The following is an 18,715-nucleotide window of genomic DNA, read 5'->3' on the forward strand; positions in this document are numbered from 1 at the left end:
CCGGGAGACTTCGGTCCCCCGCCGGCGGCTCAGAGTCGGAGCGCGAGGATGTTGGCCGTGAGGCCCGCGGCCGTGCCGCAGAGGATCACGGTGTCACCGGCGCCGACCCGACCGCTCTCGAGAGCGCGGGCCAGCATGAACGGGACCGATGACGACACCATGTTGCCGAACTCCCTCACCTCGTCGATGCGGCGTTCGACCGGGATGCCGAGGCGGTCGAGCATCGGTCCGAGCGCGGCCGACGCCTGATGGGGCACCCAGAGCGCGACGTCGTCGTAGGAGATCCCCGAGCTTCGGTGGAACGCGTCGAAGAACTCCGGCAGCACGCGCATCATCCCGAGCAGCGCTCGGCGTCCGTCCATGTCGAACAGGTAGTCGGCGGGGTCTGCCGTGGCATAGGCCTGCGCGGGCGACCCGGACAGCCCTCCCCTGATCTCGGTGTCGTGCGCATAGGCGGGCCAGGTGCGCTGAGTGCTCGCGATCACGCCCCGGTCGGCGTCGGCGGAGCGGCGGAGCACGACGGCTGCACCGGCATCGCTGAAGAGCTCGAAGCTCTCGCGCTGCTCGGGATTCAGGAAACGCGTTCCCACGTCGCCCGCGAACACGAGGATCGTCTCGTGATCGCCGGCGTCCAGGTACCGCGACGCGACGTCGAGAGCCGTGATGAAGCTCGTGCAGGTCGAGTTGACGTCGAAGGCCGCAGCGTGACCGGTGAGGGTCAGCCTCTCGAGCACGAGCGCAGCCGTGCACGGGATCGGCTGGATCCCGGCCGCGGAGGCGCCGAGCACGAGGTCGATCTGATCCGCTTCGACTCCCGCGCGCGCGAGCGCCCGCTCGCATGCCTCGGTCAGCATGTCGAGATGCGACACGTCGTCCTCGATGCGATACCGCGTCTCGTCGTCGAACCGCACCGTCCGTGCGGGAAGCGACGTGCCCCACCCGACGATCTCGCAGTTCCTCACCATCTCCGGTCCCCCCATTCCTGCACCACCCGGCGCAGCTTCACCGAACCGTCTCTGACATAGTCCACGAAAGTGAGATCGGGTCGCTCGCATCCGAGCCTGTCGGCCAGCGCGCCCACCTCGTCCTCGACGCGGCGCCGAGATCGATCATCGACCGTGTCCAGGGCGATCTGCAGCCGCGACGCGCCGATCTGGGTGATGCGGTACTCGTCGAAGCCGTCGGCGTAGAGCAGCGCGCGTGTGATCACATCCGCGAAGACCGGGACGTCACGCCCGTCGAGGCCTCGGAAGACCAGCGTGTCGCCCTCTCTACCCTCGATGCGCTCGATCGCCGTGAGCGCGCTGCCACAGGGGCAGCGTCGATCCCGCTCGCGGAGGACGTCGCCCAGCCGATACCGCACGATCGGCTGGGCGCGTCGGCGGAGGTCGGTGATGATCGGCGTGAACCGCTCGGCATCCAGCGCCTCGCGCTCGACGAGGATGTTGTCCTCGTTCAGGTGGATGACGCCGCGCTCGCAGGTGTGCGCGAGGAAGCCCTCCGTGCACTGGTACAGCTGGTGCAGACGGGGTTGTCCGAGCGACTCCCTGATGCGCTGCTCGTCGGCGATCTCCAGCACCTCGGCCACCGAGTACACCCGCTCGGGCACGACGTCGAAGGCCCCGGCATCGGCCGCTCGCGCGATCAGTCTCAGGACGGACGGCGGGGCGACGAGAATGGTCGGGCGGTACTCCTGCAACCGGGCGATGTTCTCGTCCATGTCGGAGTACACGTCGAAGTATCGGAACGACACGGCTCGCGAACCGACCGACTCGTAGAGGCTGTTGTCCGCCCGGAGGAACAGCGCGATCCGATGTCCGAGCAGCCTGCCTCGCGGGAGGGTGCGTGCGAGCACCGTTCCCACCCAGGCGTCGCGCTCGGGGCTGCTGACCACGAAGAGGCCGCGGTGGCCGCTCGTCCCGCTCGAGAGCCCGACCGAGTTCGAACCCAGATCCGCCTCGAAGTCTCGGGAGCGCTCGTTCTCGATCGCGAGGGCGAGCGCCTCGTCGCGTCCGGCGCCCACGGTGTTGATCTCGTCGAAGCGGCTCATCATGACGCTCTTGTCCATCAACGGAAGCTCGGAGAACGACCGGCTCGCCAGCTGCTCGCGGAAGTACGGTGATCGCTGCCGCAGGAACCGCAGGTGCGACCGCAGCAGGCGACGCTGACGTCGTTCGACGGCCGTCCTCGTGCGCAGCGGCCGGAACCACCGCACCGCGACGAACTCCCGCAGGATCGCGAACTTGGTCATCAGTCCAGCAGCTCCTTCGCGCCGAGCGGGTCATGGCTGCACACGACTCGGATGCCGGCGGACACGAGACTGCCGAGAACGCGCGCTGTGGCGGCGTACCGATCCGCATCGTGCTGGACGAGCCGGGGCAACGTCTTCAGACCCTGGGTCGCCTCGATGAGATCGGCTCCCCAGGCCGCATCCCCCGCCAGCAGCACTCGGTGCTCGATGAGCGCGCCCAGGTGCCCGTCGGCGTGGCCGGGGAGCTCGACGACCAGGTACGAGCCGTCGCCGAAGAGGTCGTGAGCGCGCAGTGCGACGCCGTGGATCTCGACCGTCGAGAATGCGTCGTCGTCGAGCACGCTGCGGCCTGCACCCGGGAACCACTCGGGGAACAGCCCCGGGAGCACCCCCGTGCGGAGCCGCGGTGCCGAGAGCGTCCGCTCGTGTCCGGCGCTCAGGACGAAGGTGGCGTGCGGAAACCGACGGACTCCCCCGACATGGTCCGGATGCAGGTGAGACAGCACGACATGCGAGACGGATGCCGGATCGATGCCGTCGGCTCTGAGGCGTGCGGCGACGTCATCCGCATCGTCGACGCTCGGCGGCAGCAGCCGCCGGTAGACGGCACCGCGCCAGCCTGTGTGCCACTCGCCCGTCGCGTAACCGGTGTCGAACAGCACGCGCCGTCCGTCTGCACCGTCGTACAGGAACACCCCGGACGGGAACTCGCGGACTCCGTGCGACGCGCCGTGGAACATCGCACCGATATCGTGCGAAGTGCTCCCGCACACGTAGTGGCGGAGTCTGGCGGTCACGCGCCCGCCCTCAGATGGGCGGCGACCGTGGCGAGTGCATCGTCCAGCGTCACCTCGGGGCGGTATCCGAGCTCCTCGCGCGCACGCGTGATGTCGAGAGTCTGCGAGTAGGCGATGGTGCTGAGCGTATAGCGGGTGAGCGGAGGCTCGGGCCGACCGGGAAGCACCGCGCACACTCCTTCCAGAGCGGAAGCGAGGGTCCATGCGGCCCGTCTGCTCATCGGGCGGAACCGAGGCGTCTGCCCCATCAGCTCGAGCAGCGTCGTCAGCAGCTCGCGGAACCGCCGTGGGTCGCCGTTCGAGATGTTGTAGACCCCTCCGGCGCCGTTCCCCTCGGTCACCGCGAGTCGCAGCGCCGCAGCGACGTTCTCGACCGCGGTCACGTCGATGAGGTTGTCGCCGCCGTCGAAGAGGGGCACGCCGATCCGCGTGTGCACATCGAGCAGCCTCGGCACGAGGCTCGGATCCCCCACGCCGATGAGTCCTCGTGGGCGCACCATCACGACCTCGGGGATCGTTCCGGCATCCAGTGCCTCGAGCAGGAGGTCCTCGGCAGCGATCTTCGAGCGGATGTACCCGTTGAGGCGGTTGCTGCGATCGACATCGGGCTCCCGGATCGCGATGCGGTCACGGGCCGCGGCATACACGCTCGGAGACGACACGTACACGATCCGTCGGACGCCGTTGCGGCGGGCGAATTCGACGACATGACCTGTGCCCTCGATGTTCGCCTCGCGGAAGTCCTTCCAGGGCCCCCAGGGCGTCGACAGCGCCGCACAGTGGATCACGGCATCCACCGGAAGATCGCGGGTGCGGAGCGACACGAGATCGCCGGGGATCCGATGCACCGCGTCCGCGACCCGTGCAAGGGCCGCCTTGTTGCGCCCCGCCGCGAAGACCTCGTACCCGTGGCGCTGCAGCTCGGGCACCACGTAGCCGCCGAGGAACCCGCTCGCCCCCGTCACCAGCACACGGGCTCCGGACATGCACATCACCCTAGCCGCCCTATTGTGGTCGAGTGCGCATCGCCATGGTCACCGACTACTACCTGCCGACTCTGGGCGGCGTGCAGACCGTGATCAAAGCGCACAGGGAGGCCTTGGAGCACGCCGGGCACGAGGTCTTCGTGTTCGCTCCGCTGGCTGAGCCCAGTGCCGATCCGCACATCGTGCGGCTTCCCACAGCCCGCGGCTTCGCGCCAGACGGCTATCCGTTCACGTGGACGCCGACAGCCGCGGCGACGGCGCTTCGCGACGGTCTGAGCACGCACGGGATCGAGATCGTCCACGTGCACACCGAGATGTTCGCGGCGCTCGCCGGCTTCGAGGCCGCGCGGGCCCTCGGCATCCCGATCGTGCAGACCATGCACGGGCGCATCGACGTCTACACGCGATCCGTGCTTCCGCTTCCCTCCGTCACGACGGCGCTGCTCGCGGCGATGCATCGACGACGCCTGAGCCACGACCGGGCTCGCATCGACTCGACCGCCGCATACGCGAAGACGCGGATGGCCCAGCGGATGTGGCGGCTCATGGTGAGTCAGGCGAACCACGCCGACCAGGTGATCGTGCCGTCGGCGCATTTCGCCGAGAAGCTGGTCGCCCAGGGCGTGCAGACACCGCTCACCGTGCTGTCCAACGGACTCGAGTCGAGCGTGCTCGACCGGGTCGGCTCACCGACGCCGCGGATCGTCGCGCCGGGCGACGAGCTCCGCGTCGTGTGGTGCGGCCGTCTGTCGCCCGAGAAACGGCCTCAGGTCTTCGCGGACGCCCTACGGCAGTCGCCCGGAGTCCGCGCCGAGATGTTCGGTGACGGTGTCGCTCGTCGCACTGTCGCGGACGCGGCGGCGGATCTATCGTCGGGGCGTCTCACGGTGCACGGCGGGGTCCCTCAGTCCCGCGTGCTCGACGGCATGCGTCAGGCGCACGTGCTGGTGTCGACCTCGCTCGACTTCGACAACCAGCCGATGGTCATCCTCGAAGCGATCGCGTCGGGGCTGCCGGTGATCGTCACCGACCCGGACCTCGCCGAGATGCTCCCCGACGGCGGCGGAATCGTGACCGAGACCCCGGATGCGACGGGGCTCGCCCAGACACTCCGCGCACTGCGCGACGACCCGGCCGCCATCCGGTCGATGAGCACAGCTGCGATCTCCCATCGCGATCAGGTCGCGCAGGACACCCACCGTGATGCTCTGATCGACGTCTACCGCGCCGCGCTGTCGCTCGCGCACTGACGATCAGGGGTGACGATCAGGCGTCGATCGACTCCCGCGACAGGCGGTCGGACGAGTCGATGATGAACTCACGGCGCGGAGCGACCTCGTTGCCCATCAGCAGCTCGAAGACGCGACCCGCCGCCTCGGCATCCTCCATGCGCACGCGGCGCAGAAGCCGTCCGCCACGATCCATCGTGGTGTTCGCGAGCTGCTCGGCGTCCATCTCGCCCAGACCCTTGTAGCGCTGGATCGGCTCGTGCCAGCGCTTGCCTGCCTTGCGGAGCTTGGCCAGGAGCGTGTGCATCTCCTGCTCGCTGTAGGTGTAGATGGTCTCGTTGGGCTTGGAGCCGGGGTTCATCACGATCACCCTGTGCAGCGGCGGCACCGCGGCGAACACGCGTCCGTGCTCGATGAGCGGTCGCATGTACCGGTAGAAGAGCGTGAGAAGCAGCGTGCGGATGTGCGCGCCGTCGACGTCGGCGTCGCTCATCAGGATCACCTTGCCGTAGCGCGCGGCGTCGATGTCGAAGCTCCGACCTGACCCCGCACCGATCACCTGGATGATCGACGCGCACTCCGTGTTCGACAGCATGTCACCGACGGATGCCTTCTGCACGTTGAGGATCTTGCCTCGGATCGGCAGCAGAGCCTGGAACTCGCTGTTGCGCGCATTCTTGGCCGTACCGAGAGCGGAGTCCCCCTCGACGATGAACAGCTCGCTGCGCTCGACCTCGTTCGTGCGGCAATCGACGAGCTTGGTCGGCAGGGTGGACGACTCCAGGGCGTTCTTGCGTCGCTGGGTCTCCTTGTGAGCGCGAGCCGAGACGCGGGCCTTCATCTCGGCGACGATCTTGTCGAGCAGCTGCGTCGCCTGGCTCTTGTCGTCTCGCTTGGTCGAGCTGAAGCGAGCCGCGAGATCCTTGCGGATCACCTGGGCCACGATCTGGCGCACGGCCGGTGTGCCGAGGATCTCCTTCGTCTGCCCTTCGAACTGCGGCTCGGGGACGTTCACCGTGAGGACCGCGGTGAGACCCGCGAGGACGTCGTCCTTCTCGAGCTTGTCGTTGCTGCCGACCTTCAGACGGCGTGCGTTCTGATCGACCTGTGACCGCAGCACCTTGAGCAGCTCCTGCTCGAAGCCCTGCTGGTGCGTGCCGCCCTTGGGCGTGGCGATGATGTTGACGAACGACCGCGTGGTCGTGTCGTATCCCGTTCCCCAGCGCATCGCGATGTCGACGGCGCAGACGCGCTCGACTTCTGTCGCGATCATGTGACCGTCGGCCTGCAGAACCGGCACTGTCTCTTTGAACGTGCCTTCGCCCTGGATGCGCCAGGTGTCGGTGACGGGAGCGTCGTTCGCGAGGTACTCGACGAACTCCGAGATGCCGCCGTCGTACCGGTAGGAGGTCTCGATCGCCTGACCTTCGACCTCGGATCCGTTCGCCGCACGCTCGTCGCGGATGACGAGCTCGAGGCCGGGGACGAGGAACGCCGTCTGTCGAGCGCGGTCCACCAGATCGTTGAGCTGGAACGCGGCGTCCTTCGTGAAGATCTGGTGATCGGCCCAGTAGCGGATGCGCGTGCCGCTGGTACCGCGCGGCGCCTTGCCGACGACCCGCAGCTCGCTCTTGTCCTGGAACGGCGTGAACGTCGCGTCCGGTCGCTTCTCGCCGGTGTCGGCGAAGAGTCCCGGCTCGCCGCGATGGAAGGACATCGCATACGTCTTGCCGCCGCGGTCGACCTCGACGTCGAGGCGTTCGGAGAGCGCATTGACGACCGAGGCGCCGACACCGTGCAGACCACCGGATGCGGCGTACGATCCGCCGCCGAACTTGCCGCCGGCGTGCAGCTTCGTGAACACGACCTCGACGCCGGTGAGACCGGTGCGGGGCTCGACGTCGACGGGGATGCCGCGGCCGCGGTCATGGACCTCGACGCTGCCGTCCTCGTGCAGGATGATGTCGATCTTCGAGCCGTTGCCCGCGACGGCCTCGTCGACGGCGTTGTCGATGATCTCCCAGAGGCAGTGCATCAGGCCCGGGGATCCGTTCGAACCGATGTACATACCGGGACGCTTGCGGACGGCCTCGAGCCCTTCGAGCACCTGGAGATGATGGGCGGAATACTCGGCGGTCACAATCTCCGAGTCTATTCGCGATGCCTCCCCGTGGCCTGCAGACACTCCCCGTGGGCGACCGCTGCGACTGCTGCGCGTACGCGCTGAGCGAAACACGCCGCAAACCGGGCATTACTGCAGCCACAGCGTGGTTACATTGATCACGCCCAACCAGCGAACCCGACACTCTCAAGGAGGCACCGAGATGAACGCAACGACTGAACGTGAGACCTCCGCCGTCGAGTTCCGCCTGACCGCCATGGATCGCTGTGATTCGTGTGGCGCTCAGGCCTACATCGCGGCCGAGGTCAACGGCTCCGAGCTGCTCTTCTGCGCCCACCACGGACGCAAGTACGAAGAGAAGCTCCGCAGCATCGCCACGAGCTGGCACGATGAGACCGCTCGTCTGATCGACTGAGCCACTCGGTCTGATCCGCCTCGGAGCCCGTCATGCGACGGGCTCCGCTTTTCGTTGACCGAACCCGTTCGTCAATCGGCTCCTCTCGTCACTCGATGACGACGCGTCGCACGCGAGGTGTCAGTCGGGTGAGGATCTCCTCCCCGACCGTGTCGATGCTCTCTGCGAGCGTGGTCGCGCTGGATTCCCCGTGCTCCCCCGCCCCGAAGAGTCGGACGGTGTCGCCCACCTGCATCCCCGGCCAGGAGGCGACCACGGACGTCGTCCTGTCGATGCGGAGCAGTTCGCGTGGTCCGTCGGGTGTGCCGACAGGCGTTCCCACGAGCGTGGACGGAATGCCGTCGAAGGAGCCGATCGCGATCACCGCGCCGTTGTCGCGGACTTCGGTCACCGTGGCCACGAGCTCCGCCACAGGGAGGATTCCCTCCAGGTCCGGGCCGTCGGCCGAGCGGACGCCGTAGCAGAACGCACCGATCCGAGAGACGGAACCGCGCAGTTCGGGGCGCCACCACGATGCTGCGGATGCCGTCAGATGCAGCGCCTCGGGGGTATCCCCGGATTGCTCGACCACGCGGACGGCCTCGAGGAACGCCGCCTGCGCCTCGTCGTCCTCGGCGTCACTGGCTTCGGCCAGATGGCTCCACACTCCGACGAGCTCGAGCTGTCCTGCGGTCTCGCCTGCTCGGACATCCGCGATCGTCTGCGCCCATTCCTCCGGCAGCAGTCCATTGCGGTGCAGCCCCGTGTCGATCTTGAGGTGGATCCGGGCGCGGAGGCCGAGGTGGTCGGCCCGCGCGACGATGCGCTCGAGGTACTCGGCGCTGCCGACGCCGAGGTCGATGCGCTGACGCAGCGCCTCGTCGATCTCGGAATCGGTCGATGTGACCCAGGCGAGCACGCGCCCGCTCTCGCCCAGTACGCGCCGTGCCTCGACGCCGCTGCCGACGTCGTAGGAGCCGTACCATTCGACGCCGGCGCTCTGGGCCGCCTCGACCGCCCAGCGGAGCCCGTGTCCGTATGCGTCGTCCTTGAGGACCACCATCAGGGCCGACGGAGCGATGCGCTCGCGCACGGCGGCGATGTTCGACACGAACCGATCGGTGCGGATGCGGAGTTCCGGGCGGCTCATGCCTCCCACCCCCGCTCCGCGTGCGACCCGGCCACGGTGATGAGCTCGGCGATCGTGAGTCCGGTCACAGCGCTCCAGCGCGCGAGCCCAGGGCCGGCAGGTCCCGTCCCGCCGAAGTAGGTGGCGTCGACACCCACTTGGGCCTCGGAGGAACCTTGCAGATCGATCACGCAGACATCCATCGCGACGCGCCCGACGATCGGACGTTGCACGCCGTCGATCTCGACGTGAGCCGCGTTGCCGAGCGCGCGAACGATCCCCTGCGCATATCCGCCGGTGATGAGTGCCGCTGTGGTGTCGCGCGATGCCCGATGCGTGTAGCCGTACGAGACCGCGTCTCCGGCCTTCAGCGGTTTGGTCGAGAGTATCCGTCCGGCGAGCCGCATCACGGGGGTGGTGCGCAGAGTTCCCTCGGCGTCCGGCAGTCCGTAGAGCAGTGACGGATCGATGTCGGCCGCGCCCTCGGTGACCGCCTCGATGCCCTCGAGTCGCAGCATCTCGGCCTCCTCGGCGTAGTCCACGAGCACGGCGGCAGCGCCGGCACCCGTCACGGCATGCGCGATCGCGAGCACTCCGTGGCCCCAGGCATCCCTGCGGAGATCCGCGATGCGGCCTCCGGCGTCGACGGCTGCGGACGCGGACGCAGCCAGAGCCGACCGCGAGATCATCGCCCGCGGACGGGAACTGGATGTCTTCTCACACACGGTTCCAGCCTAGCTCCGCCTTCTCAGGATGCCCTGCGTGCCCCCCGTAGACTGGATGGGACCCCGACCTTGGAGATCCATGTCACGCTTTTCGCTCGTGCCCCGCGTCCGCTATCTGCTGACGCGCGCCCGCCGCATCGACGTCGCCTCGGTGATCGAGAGGGCCAAGGAGTCATCCGCCCAGCACGGCAAGGCCGTGCCCCTCGTGGTGGTCGACATGCTGTGGTCGGCGGGTCGACACAACGTCGGATTCCAGGACTACATCGACTACGACTTCGCGATCCTCACCAAGGCCGAGCGCGACACCTTCATGACGCACCCCGTCTCCAACGAGATCTCGCAGAAGTACGACCACCCCGACTACCGCCACCTCTTCCACGACAAGGCCGAGTTCAACGCCGTCTTCGACGCGTTCCTCAAGCGCGAGTGGATGCTCATCACCGAGGGCAATGCCGACGACCTGCGCGCCTTCACAGAGCGTCAGGGCACGATCGTCGTCAAGGAGACGCACGGGCAGGCCGGCACCGGGGTGCACCGCTACCACGCCGCCGACGTGACCGACTGGGACTCCTTCCAAGCGGAACTGCTGTCGAAGAAGCAGGTGCTGGTCGAAGAGGTCATCCGTCAGCACGCCGACCTCGCGGCCGTCTGCCCCGGCACCGTGAACACCACCCGCATCACCGCGTTCTTCGACGGCGAGAAGACGCACATCCTCGCCATGGCGCAGAAGTTCGGGCGCGGAGCGGTGAGCGACCAGATGAGCTTCGGCGGTTTCTACACGATGCTCGACGAGAACGGGCACTCCGTCGGTTCGGGCTACGACTCGCACGGTCACGTGCACGTGACGCACCCTGACTCGGGCTTCCCGATCGCCGACTTCCAGCTGCCGATGATGGACGAGGTCCGGGAGTTCGTCGACCAGGTGGCTCGCGTCGTACCCCAGGTGCAGTACGTCGGCTGGGACGTCGTGGTCACCCCCGAGGGGCCTGTCCTGGTCGAGGGCAACTGGGGAGCCGGCGTGTACGAGAACAAGCCGAGCGTCACGGGCATCCGCACGGGCCACAAGCCGCGCTACCAGGCCGCGATCGGGTTCTGACCCGACTGGGTTCCGACCCGGCTCGGGCACGAAGAAGGCCCGGATGCTGAGCATCCGGGCCTTCTTGCTGTCAGTGCGACTCGCGAAGGTCAGACCTCGCGGACGATTCCCATCGGCGTCGACTGTGTCGCCTGTCCGAGCGGATTGTCGCCCAGGATCTGGACGAGCCGGCGCTCACCGGCCTTGTCGAGGGTCGAGCCGAGGATGTTGCCGCCGATGTCGTTGATGTCGACGACCGCGACATCCACCTGTCCGCCGACCAGCTTCTGGACGCGGAGAGCGACCTCGCGCGGGTTCTTCGGCCCGAGCACGACCGCCTGGTTGTAGGGCGGGATCGTGTTCTTCGTGGGTCCGTCGATCGCGCGGGCCTTGTCGCCCGCGATGCGATAGAAGTCACCGCGACGGCCGAAGGCCTTCGTGATGACCGAGACGCCGGCCGCGAAGAGGATGCGCAGGGTGCCGCACTCGCGCAGCGCCATCTCCATCGTCTCCGGCATGCCGAGACCGATGCCGTAGGACGTGCGTACGACGTACCGCGAGAGGAAGCGCGCGAGCGGACGCGGAGTGATCTCGTCGAGACGGTATGAGCGTCCCTGTGTGATCGCCACGATCTTCTCGGTCACGAACAGCAGGTCTCCCGGCTGCACGGCATCCTTCGCGTACTCCGTGATGACGGAGTCGAGGTCGTCGTCAGGCATGACGACGCGGGTGCGCAGCGGAATACGTGCGTAGCTCTTGCCGTCGACACTCGTCTCGAGCGCCTTGCCCTCGTTCGCCTGCATCACTCGAGGTAGTCCCGGAGCGACTGCGAGCGGCTCGGGTGGCGCAGCTTCGCCATCGTCTTCGACTCGATCTGACGGATGCGCTCACGCGTCACGCCGAACGTGTCACCGATCTGGTCGAGCGTCTTGGGCTGGCCGTCGCCGAGTCCGAAGCGCATCCGGATGACACCAGCCTCACGCTCCGAGAGCGAGTCGAGCAGCTGCTCGAGCTGGCGCTGCAGCATCGTGAAGCCGACCGCGTCCGCGGGGACGACCGCCTCGGTGTCCTCGATGAGGTCACCGAACTCGCTGTCGCCGTCCTCACCGAGGGGCGTGTGCAGCGAGATGGGCTCGCGACCGTACTTCTGGACCTCGACGACCTTCTCGGGCGTCATGTCCAGTTCGCGGCTGAGCTCTTCCGGCGTGGGCTCGCGGCCCAGGTCCTGCAGCATCTGGCGCTGCACGCGGGCCAGCTTGTTGATGACCTCGACCATGTGCACCGGGATGCGGATGGTGCGGGCCTGGTCGGCCATGGCGCGCGTGATCGCCTGACGGATCCACCAGGTGGCGTACGTCGAGAACTTGAAGCCCTTGGTGTAGTCGAACTTCTCGACCGCACGGATCAGACCGAGGTTGCCCTCCTGGATCAGATCCAGGAACTGCATGCCGCGGCCGGTGTAGCGCTTGGCGAGCGAGACGACGAGACGCAGGTTGGCTCCGAGCAGGTGGCTCTTCGCGCGCTGACCGTCACGGGCCACCCACTGCAGATCGAGTCCCAGCTGGCCGGCCTTCTCGGCGGCGGTCATCGTCGAGAGCTTCTCTTCGGCGAACAGACCGGCTTCGATGCGCATCGCGAGCTCGACCTCTTCAGCCGCGTTCAGCAGTGCGACCTTTCCGATCTGCTTCAGGTAGTCCTTGACAGGGTCGGCCGTCGCGCCTGTGATCTGCGTGGAGTAGACCGGCACGTCCTCGTCGTCGTTCGACGAGATGACGATGGCGCCGGTCGGCAGCGGCTCGGTGAACTTGGGCTTGGCGTCCTCGTCGTCCTCATCGGGTTCTGCGGGCGGAGGAGTCTCGTCGTCTTCGACGATGTCATCGGCCTTCTTCTTCTTCGCGGGCGCACGCTTGGCAGCGGCCCGCTGCGCAGCGGTCTTGGGAACCGGCTTCTCAGCGGCCTCCTCGACCGGGGCGTCGACCTCGGGAGCGTCGGCGGTCTTCTTCGTCGTCCGGGTCTTCTTCGTCGTGGCAGGAGTCACGTTTCGCCTTTCACGGGGCCGATCGCAGGCCCCGGAGCATTTCGGACACTAGTAAGACCCTTGTCAAGTCAGATCTCCGGAAAGATCGATTGACAACGGGTCAGAGTCCTAGTATCGCACACGTGTGGGCATGCAGGTGCATTCGGACGAAGTTCGCGACCCGGATGTCGACTCCGACGTCAGCGTCGGCCGGGCTTGTCCTCGTCGCCGCTGGGACGTGAGGCGAGATAGCGCTCGAGCTCGGCGGCCAGTTCGTCGGCGCTCGGCAGGTCGCGCTCGTTGAATCCGCCCTCGTCGTACGAGCCGTCCTCGGGATCGCGTCCGGCCATATAGGCGTCGTAGCGACGCTCGAGGCCCTGCACCATCTGCTGCAGCTCGTCGTTGCCGAGCACCTGCTCGTCGACCCGCGTCAGATAGTCCTGGCGGCGCTCCTGCACCTCGTCGAGCAGGATCACGAGACCGGTGGCGGCCATGAGCTTCTCGGCGGCCGCGATCACGGCTTCCGGATTCTCGGTCTCTGCGAGGTAGTGCGGAACGAGCAGGACGAAGCCGACGACGCGGGCGCCGTGCTCGGCGAATCGGAACTCGAGCAGATGCCCCGCGGTCGCCGGCACCTGAGTACGCGGACGCCAGACGGAGTGCGCGACCGTGAGCTCGCGACGGTTGCCGCTGACCGTGGTGCCGATCGGACGGGTGTGGGGCACGGGCATCGCGATGGAGTGGACCCAGTTGAGGCCGGACACCTCGAACTCGTCGGCGAGGTCGAGCACCGTGCGCGCGAACTCGTTCCACGCGAAGTCGGGCTCGTAGCCCGCGAGGAGCAGGAACTTCTGACCGAGAGCATCGGTCGCGAGCGAGAGCTCGAGCCGCGCGGGGCGGAATTCCGTGAGGTGATCCTGATCGAACGAGATCACGGGGCGACGCGCGCGGTAATCGAGGAGCACGTCGTTGTCGAAGACCGCGATCGGCTCGGGGGCGGTCGTCTCGCGGAGGTGCTCGATGAGACCTGAGACAGCGTTGCCCGCGTCGGTGAAACCCGTAAGGAGCAGGACAAGGGGCAGCCCGCGCGGCACCGCCGGCGCGTTCGCTACACGTTCATGGATCTCTCCGGAGAAGGGCATGAGTCCATGCTACGAGCAGGTTCCGACGGGCGGGCGGTGGCCGTCATGCTGAGAGCGAACACTCGCTCCGCGTCTCCCCCGGCCGGCTTCCCTAGGATGGACTCATGACGCTTCCCGCGCTCGCGCGCACCTCAGATCAGTTCCCCGGAAGCGCTGCAGACGCCGCAGTGCTCGTCATCCCCGACATCTCCGACTCCACAGAGTCGTTGTCGGACCACCCGGGACTCGCCGCCTCCCTGAAGGGCATCGGCTTCACGGGCTCACCGTCGGCGTTCACCCGCGTGTATGCCCCGGAGGTCACGGAGCTGCCGTTCGCCGTCGTCGGTGTCGGACGCACAGCCGATGCCTCAGCCGTGCGGAACGCGGTCGGTGCAGCGCTTCGCTCCCTCACCGGTTTCGAGAACGTCTCACTCGGCCTCGCTCGCGGACTCGAGGAGTTCGCCTCCGCGGCGGCCGAAGGCGCAGTGCTCGGCGGCTACCGATTCGACAGCTACCGCCGCGAGCCCGGCAAGAGCCGCGCCACGTCGGTCGTGCTGCATGCGGATCTCGACGACGAAGAGCTCTCTCGAGCAGTCGCGGTCGGCGAGGCCGTCGCCCTCGTGAAGGACCTCGTGTTCGTGCCCGCCGAGTGGCAGAGCCCCACCCAGCTCGCGCAGAGCGCCGCGGACAGCGTCGAAGGCCTCGACGTCACCGTCGAGATCCTCGACGAGACTGCCCTCGCAGAGCAGGGCTTCGGTGGAATCCTCGGCGTCGCCCAGGGCTCCGACCGCCCTCCGCGTCTCGTGCGACTCGACTACGCGCCCGAGAACGCCACCCGCCACATCGCCCTGGTCGGCAAGGGGATCACGTTCGACACCGGCGGACTCTCGCTCAAGCCCGCGGCCTCGATGGTGGGCATGAAGTTCGACATGGCCGGGGCCGCGACCAGCGTCGCCGCACTGCGTGCGATCGCCACGCTCGGGCTTCCCGTGCGCGTCACGGCCTGGCTCTGCATCACCGACAACATGCCTTCCGGTCGGGCGCTGCGCCCCGGTGACGTCATCCGGATGCTCGACGGCACCACCGTCGAGGTCCCGAACACGGACGCCGAGGGTCGACTGGTCATGGCTGACGGACTGGTCGCCGCCAGCCGGGAGAACCCCGACGTGATCATCGACGTCGCGACGCTCACCGGCGCGATCGTGATGGCGCTGGGCCACCGTCACACGGGTGTCTTCGGCGCCGATGACGCGGTCGCCGAGTTCCTGAGCGCCACCCGGGCCGCGGACGAGCTCGCCTGGCACATGCCTCTGCCTGATCACATGGAGGACTCACTCGACTCCCCCATCGCCGACATGCAGAACGCGAACATGAGCGACCGCATGGGCGGTGCGTCGTACGCAGGGCTCTTCCTGCGACGCTTCGTCGGACGTGTCTCCGACGAGAAGGACGCCCCTCGCATCCCCTGGGTGCACCTCGACATCGCCGGATCCGGCGAGCACAACGGTGCGCCGTACGGCTTCACCGACAAGGGCCCCACGGGCGCGATGGTCCGATCGATCGTCGCGTTCGCCGAAGCATCCCACACGGAGGCATGACCATGACCACGCACACCTTCGACATCGTCGTCCTGGGCGGCGGAAGCGGCGGATACGCCGCAGCACTGCGAGCGAGCGAGCTCGGCAAGTCCGTCGCGCTGATCGAGAAGGACAAGGTCGGCGGTACCTGCCTGCACCGGGGATGCATCCCCACCAAGGCGCTCCTGCACGCCGCAGAGGTGGCGGAGCACGTACGCGGCGCCGCTCATGTCGGCATCTCCGCGACGCTCGAGGGCATCGACCCCGCCGGTGTGCGCGCCTACCGCGAGGGCATCGTCGCGAAGAAGTACAAGGGCCTCGAAGGTCTCGTCAAGGCACGCGGCATCACGACGGTCGCAGGCACCGGACGGCTCAACGCCGACCGCTCCGTCAGTGTGGGAGACGACGTCTACGTCGGCACGGACGTGATCCTCGCCACAGGGTCCTACAGCCGGACTCTCCCCGGTCTCGAGATCGGCGGACGGATCCTGACGAGCGAGCAGGCTCTGGCTCTCGATGTCATTCCCGAGCGCGTGCTGATCCTCGGCGGCGGTGTGATCGGCGTCGAGTTCGCGAGCGTGTGGCGCTCGTTCGGCGCCGAGGTCACGATCATCGAAGCCCTCCCGCATCTCGTCCCGAACGAGGACATCGCGATGAGCAAGGGCCTCGAGCGTGCCTTCCGCCGCCGCGGCATCCAGTACTCGCTCGGCATCCGGTTCCAGACCGCCACCCAGGATGACGGATCGGTCACGGTCACGCTCGAAGACGGCAAGGAGTTCTCCGCCGACTACCTCCTCGTCGCTGTCGGACGCGGTCCGGTCACCTCCGACCTGGGCTTCGAGGAGGCGGGTGTCGCCCTCGACCGTGGTTTCGTGACGGTCGATCAGGACCTCCGCACCGGCGTCCCCGGAGTGTGGGCCGTCGGCGACATCACCCCGGGTCTGCAGCTCGCACATCGCGGCTTCCAGCAGGGCATCGCGGTCGCGGAGCGGATCGCCGGGCTCTCCCCCACGAACATCCCCGACATCCAGATCCCCAAAGTCACCTATTCGAGCCCCGAGGTCGCGTCGGTCGGCGTCACCGAGGAGGCAGCCGTCGCCGAGCACGGCGCGGATGCCGTCGTCGCCTACGAGTACAACCTCGCCGGAAACGGCAAGAGCGAGATCATCGGCACGGGCGGGCTCGTGAAGGTCGTCCGACTCAAGGACGGACCCGTGATCGGCGTCCACCTGCTCGGCGACCGTGTGGGCGAACTCATCACCGAGGGCCAGCTGGCCGTCGCGTGGGAGGCCCACCCCGAGGACATCGCACCCCTCATCCACGCTCACCCGACTCAGAGCGAGGCACTCGGCGAAGCCTTCCTCGCGCTCGCCGGAAAGCCACTGCACGCCCTCTGAACACCAACCGGTGAACAGTTCACTAAGCTAGACACGCGTCATTTAACTTCTTGAAGGAGACTCAGTCATGAGCACATCCGTCGTCCTCCCCCCTCTCGGCGAGAGCGTCACAGAGGGTACGGTCACCCGCTGGCTCAAGCAGGTGGGAGACACCGTTCAGGCGGATGAGGGCCTGCTCGAGATCTCGACCGACAAGGTCGACACCGAGATCCCCTCGCCCATCACCGGTGTGATCGAGGAGATCCTCGTCGCCGAGGACGAGACCGTCGAGGTCGGCGCGCTGCTCGCGCGCATCGGCGACGGCAGCACCTCGGCCCCTGCCGACGATGCTCCTGCCGCAGCGGCTCCGGCCGCCGAACAGGCTCCCGAGCCGGCCGCACCGCAGGCCGAGGCACCCGCTGCACAGGCAGAGCCCGCACCTGCCGCTCCCGCCGAGGCCGCGCCCGCCGCCGCTCCGGCAGGCGACGCCACCGACATCGTCCTCCCCGAGCTGGGCGAGAGCGTGACCGAGGGCACCGTCACTCGCTGGCTCAAGCAGATCGGCGACACCGTCGAGGTCGATGAGGCTCTGCTCGAGATCTCCACCGACAAGGTCGACACCGAGATCCCCTCGCCCGTCGCCGGCGTGCTGCAGGAGATCGTGGCCGCCGAAGACGAGACCGTCGCCGTCGGCGCCGTGCTCGCCCGTGTCGGCTCCGGTGCTGCTCCCGCGGCTCCGGCAGAGGCTCCCGCTCCGGCAGCAGAGGCGCCGGCCGCTCCCGCAGAGACTCCTTCTGCCCAGGCTCCGGCCGCGCCGGCGGCTGAGGCTCCCGTGACACAGGCTCCCGCTGCCGAGGCCGCCGCCGCACCTGTCGCCCCCGCTCCTGCGGCCGCGCCGTCGGAGCCCGCACCCGCTGCGGCTTCTACACCGGCCGAGCCGAAGCTGTCCCTCCCCACTGAGAGCGACAACCTGTACGTGACCCCGCTCGTTCGCCGCCTGGCCTCGCAGCAGGGCGTCGACCTCGCCAGCGTCACCGGCACCGGCGTGGGCGGACGCATCCGCAAGGAAGACGTCCTCAAGGCCGCTGAGAGCGCGTCGTCTGCACCCGCTGCAGCCGCCGCTCCTGCCGCACCGGCTCCGCTCGAGGTCTCGCCGCTGCGTGGCACCACGCAGCCGATGTCCCGTCTGCGCAAGGTCCTCGCCAAGCGCGCCGTCGAGTCGATGCAGCAGACCGCTCAGCTCACCACCGTGGTCGAGGTCGATGTCACCGCTCTCGCGGATTACCGCGACAGCGTCAAGGGATCGTTCCTCGAGAAGACCGGCGACAAGCTGTCGTTCCTGCCGTTCTTCGCTCTGGCTGCCGCCGAGGCGCTGCGCGCCTTCCCGATCGTGAACGCCACGGTCGACGGAGAGAACATCGTCTACCCGGAGTCCGAGAACGTGTCGATCGCGGTCGACACCGAGCGCGGTCTGCTCACGCCGGTTCTGCGAGATGCCGCATCGAAGAACATCGCGGAGATCGCCCACGAGATCGCCGACCTCGCCGCGCGCACGCGTGACAACAAGCTGAAGCCCGACGAGCTCGCCGGCGGCACGTTCACGCTGACCAACACCGGTTCGCGTGGCGCGCTGTTCGACACCCCCGTCGTGTTCCTGCCGCAGTCCGCGATCCTCGGCACCGGAACGGTCGTCAAGCGCCCGGGTCTTGTCAAGGTCGGCGGCGCAGACGCGATCGCCGTCCGCTCGTACGTGTACCTCGCGCTCTCGTACGACCACCGCATCATCGATGGCGCCGACGCCGCCCGCTTCCTGGGCGCCGTCAAGGCCCGCCTCGAGTCGGCGCAGTTCGCCGCTCAGCTCGGAGCCTGACCACAGCATCACCCTGGCTGGTCCGCGACGTCGTCTGTCTCTTTTA

At 68.0% G+C, this 18,715-nt stretch carries 16 protein-coding genes; 6 read left to right on the top strand and 10 right to left on the bottom strand.

The features are described from left to right. Positions 1 to 29: 29 nt before the first annotated feature. From RQG77_RS13885 to RQG77_RS13900, 4 genes are read right to left on the bottom strand one after another with little or no spacing between them, the layout of a single operon-like run. A complete protein-coding gene (locus RQG77_RS13885) occupies positions 30 to 965 on the bottom strand; it encodes a 3-oxoacyl-ACP synthase III family protein (RefSeq protein ID WP_311245211.1) in 936 nt (311 codons plus the stop codon). Next, the gene (locus tag RQG77_RS13890) at positions 959 to 2,251 is read right to left on the bottom strand and encodes a F390 synthetase-related protein (RefSeq protein ID WP_311245212.1); all 1,293 of its coding nucleotides are present in this window, start codon (positions 2,249 to 2,251) and stop codon (positions 959 to 961) included. Before RQG77_RS13890 ends, RQG77_RS13885 begins: the two co-directional genes overlap by 7 nt. Beyond that, a complete protein-coding gene (locus tag RQG77_RS13895) occupies positions 2,251 to 3,048 on the bottom strand; it encodes an MBL fold metallo-hydrolase (RefSeq protein ID WP_311245213.1) in 798 nt (265 codons plus the stop codon). The genes RQG77_RS13890 and RQG77_RS13895 overlap by 1 nt, the downstream gene beginning before the upstream one ends. Then, positions 3,045 to 4,034: an NAD(P)-dependent oxidoreductase gene (locus RQG77_RS13900; RefSeq protein WP_311245214.1), complete on the bottom strand. Its 990-nt coding sequence runs from the start codon at positions 4,032 to 4,034 to the stop codon at positions 3,045 to 3,047. The genes RQG77_RS13895 and RQG77_RS13900 overlap by 4 nt, the downstream gene beginning before the upstream one ends. Positions 4,035 to 4,066: 32 nt before the next feature. On the opposite strand from RQG77_RS13900, the gene RQG77_RS13905 reads away from it, so the two are divergent. Further along, positions 4,067 to 5,284 carry a glycosyltransferase gene (locus RQG77_RS13905; protein ID WP_311245215.1) on the top strand — a complete coding sequence of 406 codons (1,218 nt, stop codon included), beginning with the start codon at positions 4,067 to 4,069 and terminating at the stop codon, positions 5,282 to 5,284. A gap of 16 nt (positions 5,285 to 5,300) precedes the next feature. On the opposite strand, the gene RQG77_RS13910 is transcribed toward RQG77_RS13905, so the two are convergent. Continuing rightward, entirely contained in the window at positions 5,301 to 7,403 is a 2,103-nt protein-coding gene (locus RQG77_RS13910) for a type IIA DNA topoisomerase subunit B (protein WP_396653414.1), read from the bottom strand. Between the two features lie 184 nt (positions 7,404 to 7,587). On the opposite strand from RQG77_RS13910, the gene RQG77_RS13915 reads away from it, so the two are divergent. Further along, positions 7,588 to 7,800, top strand: coding sequence for a hypothetical protein (locus RQG77_RS13915; RefSeq protein WP_042540282.1), 213 nt, complete (start codon positions 7,588 to 7,590; stop codon positions 7,798 to 7,800). 88 nt (positions 7,801 to 7,888) lie between these two features. Here RQG77_RS13915 and RQG77_RS13920 read toward each other — a convergent pair whose 3' ends face one another. Both RQG77_RS13920 and RQG77_RS13925 read right to left on the bottom strand, forming a co-directional pair. Then, positions 7,889 to 8,929 (bottom strand): alanine racemase, encoded by a 1,041-nt coding sequence (locus RQG77_RS13920; RefSeq protein ID WP_311245216.1) that lies wholly within the window; start codon positions 8,927 to 8,929, stop codon positions 7,889 to 7,891. Further along, positions 8,926 to 9,633, bottom strand: a complete 708-nt coding sequence (locus RQG77_RS13925; protein ID WP_311245217.1) for an alanine racemase C-terminal domain-containing protein — start codon at positions 9,631 to 9,633, stop codon at positions 8,926 to 8,928. The genes RQG77_RS13920 and RQG77_RS13925 overlap by 4 nt, the downstream gene beginning before the upstream one ends. 79 nt (positions 9,634 to 9,712) lie before the next feature. On the opposite strand from RQG77_RS13925, the gene RQG77_RS13930 reads away from it, so the two are divergent. Next, positions 9,713 to 10,729, top strand: a complete 1,017-nt coding sequence (locus RQG77_RS13930; protein WP_311245218.1) for a sugar-transfer associated ATP-grasp domain-containing protein — start codon at positions 9,713 to 9,715, stop codon at positions 10,727 to 10,729. Between the two features lie 89 nt (positions 10,730 to 10,818). On the opposite strand, the gene RQG77_RS13935 is transcribed toward RQG77_RS13930, so the two are convergent. The 3 genes from RQG77_RS13935 to RQG77_RS13945 form a co-directional block, all read right to left on the bottom strand. Beyond that, a complete protein-coding gene (locus RQG77_RS13935) occupies positions 10,819 to 11,511 on the bottom strand; it encodes a coenzyme F420-0:L-glutamate ligase (RefSeq protein ID WP_120493613.1) in 693 nt (230 codons plus the stop codon). After that, positions 11,511 to 12,746 carry an RNA polymerase sigma factor gene (locus tag RQG77_RS13940; protein ID WP_311245219.1) on the bottom strand — a complete coding sequence of 412 codons (1,236 nt, stop codon included), beginning with the start codon at positions 12,744 to 12,746 and terminating at the stop codon, positions 11,511 to 11,513. Before RQG77_RS13940 ends, RQG77_RS13935 begins: the two co-directional genes overlap by 1 nt. A gap of 179 nt (positions 12,747 to 12,925) precedes the next feature. After that, a complete protein-coding gene (locus RQG77_RS13945; protein WP_311245220.1) occupies positions 12,926 to 13,867 on the bottom strand; it encodes a PAC2 family protein in 942 nt (313 codons plus the stop codon). 104 nt (positions 13,868 to 13,971) lie between these two features. Here RQG77_RS13945 and RQG77_RS13950 point away from each other — a divergent pair, with 104 nt between their 5' ends. From RQG77_RS13950 to sucB, 3 genes are all read left to right on the top strand, one after another. Next, complete coding sequence (locus RQG77_RS13950) at positions 13,972 to 15,444, top strand: leucyl aminopeptidase (RefSeq protein ID WP_311245221.1); 1,473 nt, start codon at positions 13,972 to 13,974, stop codon at positions 15,442 to 15,444. Positions 15,445 to 15,446: 2 nt separating this feature from the next. Beyond that, complete coding sequence (gene lpdA, locus RQG77_RS13955) at positions 15,447 to 16,820, top strand: dihydrolipoyl dehydrogenase (RefSeq protein WP_311245222.1); 1,374 nt, start codon at positions 15,447 to 15,449, stop codon at positions 16,818 to 16,820. Positions 16,821 to 16,887: 67 nt separating this feature from the next. Further along, positions 16,888 to 18,669 (top strand): 2-oxoglutarate dehydrogenase, E2 component, dihydrolipoamide succinyltransferase, encoded by a 1,782-nt coding sequence (sucB, locus tag RQG77_RS13960; protein ID WP_311245223.1) that lies wholly within the window; start codon positions 16,888 to 16,890, stop codon positions 18,667 to 18,669. The last annotated feature ends 46 nt before the right edge of the window (positions 18,670 to 18,715 follow it).

Source organism: Microbacterium sp. WCS2018Hpa-23, assembly GCF_031843845.1.
Taxonomy (GTDB): Bacteria; Actinomycetota; Actinomycetes; order Actinomycetales; family Microbacteriaceae; genus Microbacterium.

Excerpts from the sequence above, each read along its gene's own strand:
- RQG77_RS13935 (WP_120493613.1), bottom strand. The coding sequence starts at position 11,511 with ATGCAGGCGAACGAGGGCAAGGCGCTCGAGACGAGTGTCGACGGCAAG.
- sucB (WP_311245223.1), top strand. The coding sequence starts at position 16,888 with ATGAGCACATCCGTCGTCCTCCCCCCTCTCGGCGAGAGCGTCACAGAG.
- RQG77_RS13920 (WP_311245216.1), bottom strand. The coding sequence starts at position 8,929 with ATGAGCCGCCCGGAACTCCGCATCCGCACCGATCGGTTCGTGTCGAAC.
- lpdA (WP_311245222.1), top strand. The coding sequence starts at position 15,447 with ATGACCACGCACACCTTCGACATCGTCGTCCTGGGCGGCGGAAGCGGC.
- RQG77_RS13900 (WP_311245214.1), bottom strand. The coding sequence starts at position 4,034 with ATGTCCGGAGCCCGTGTGCTGGTGACGGGGGCGAGCGGGTTCCTCGGC.
- RQG77_RS13890 (WP_311245212.1), bottom strand. The coding sequence starts at position 2,251 with ATGACCAAGTTCGCGATCCTGCGGGAGTTCGTCGCGGTGCGGTGGTTC.
- RQG77_RS13950 (WP_311245221.1), top strand. The coding sequence starts at position 13,972 with ATGACGCTTCCCGCGCTCGCGCGCACCTCAGATCAGTTCCCCGGAAGC.
- RQG77_RS13885 (WP_311245211.1), bottom strand. The coding sequence starts at position 965 with ATGGTGAGGAACTGCGAGATCGTCGGGTGGGGCACGTCGCTTCCCGCA.
- RQG77_RS13915 (WP_042540282.1), top strand. The coding sequence starts at position 7,588 with ATGAACGCAACGACTGAACGTGAGACCTCCGCCGTCGAGTTCCGCCTG.
- RQG77_RS13930 (WP_311245218.1), top strand. The coding sequence starts at position 9,713 with ATGTCACGCTTTTCGCTCGTGCCCCGCGTCCGCTATCTGCTGACGCGC.
- RQG77_RS13945 (WP_311245220.1), bottom strand. The coding sequence starts at position 13,867 with ATGCCCTTCTCCGGAGAGATCCATGAACGTGTAGCGAACGCGCCGGCG.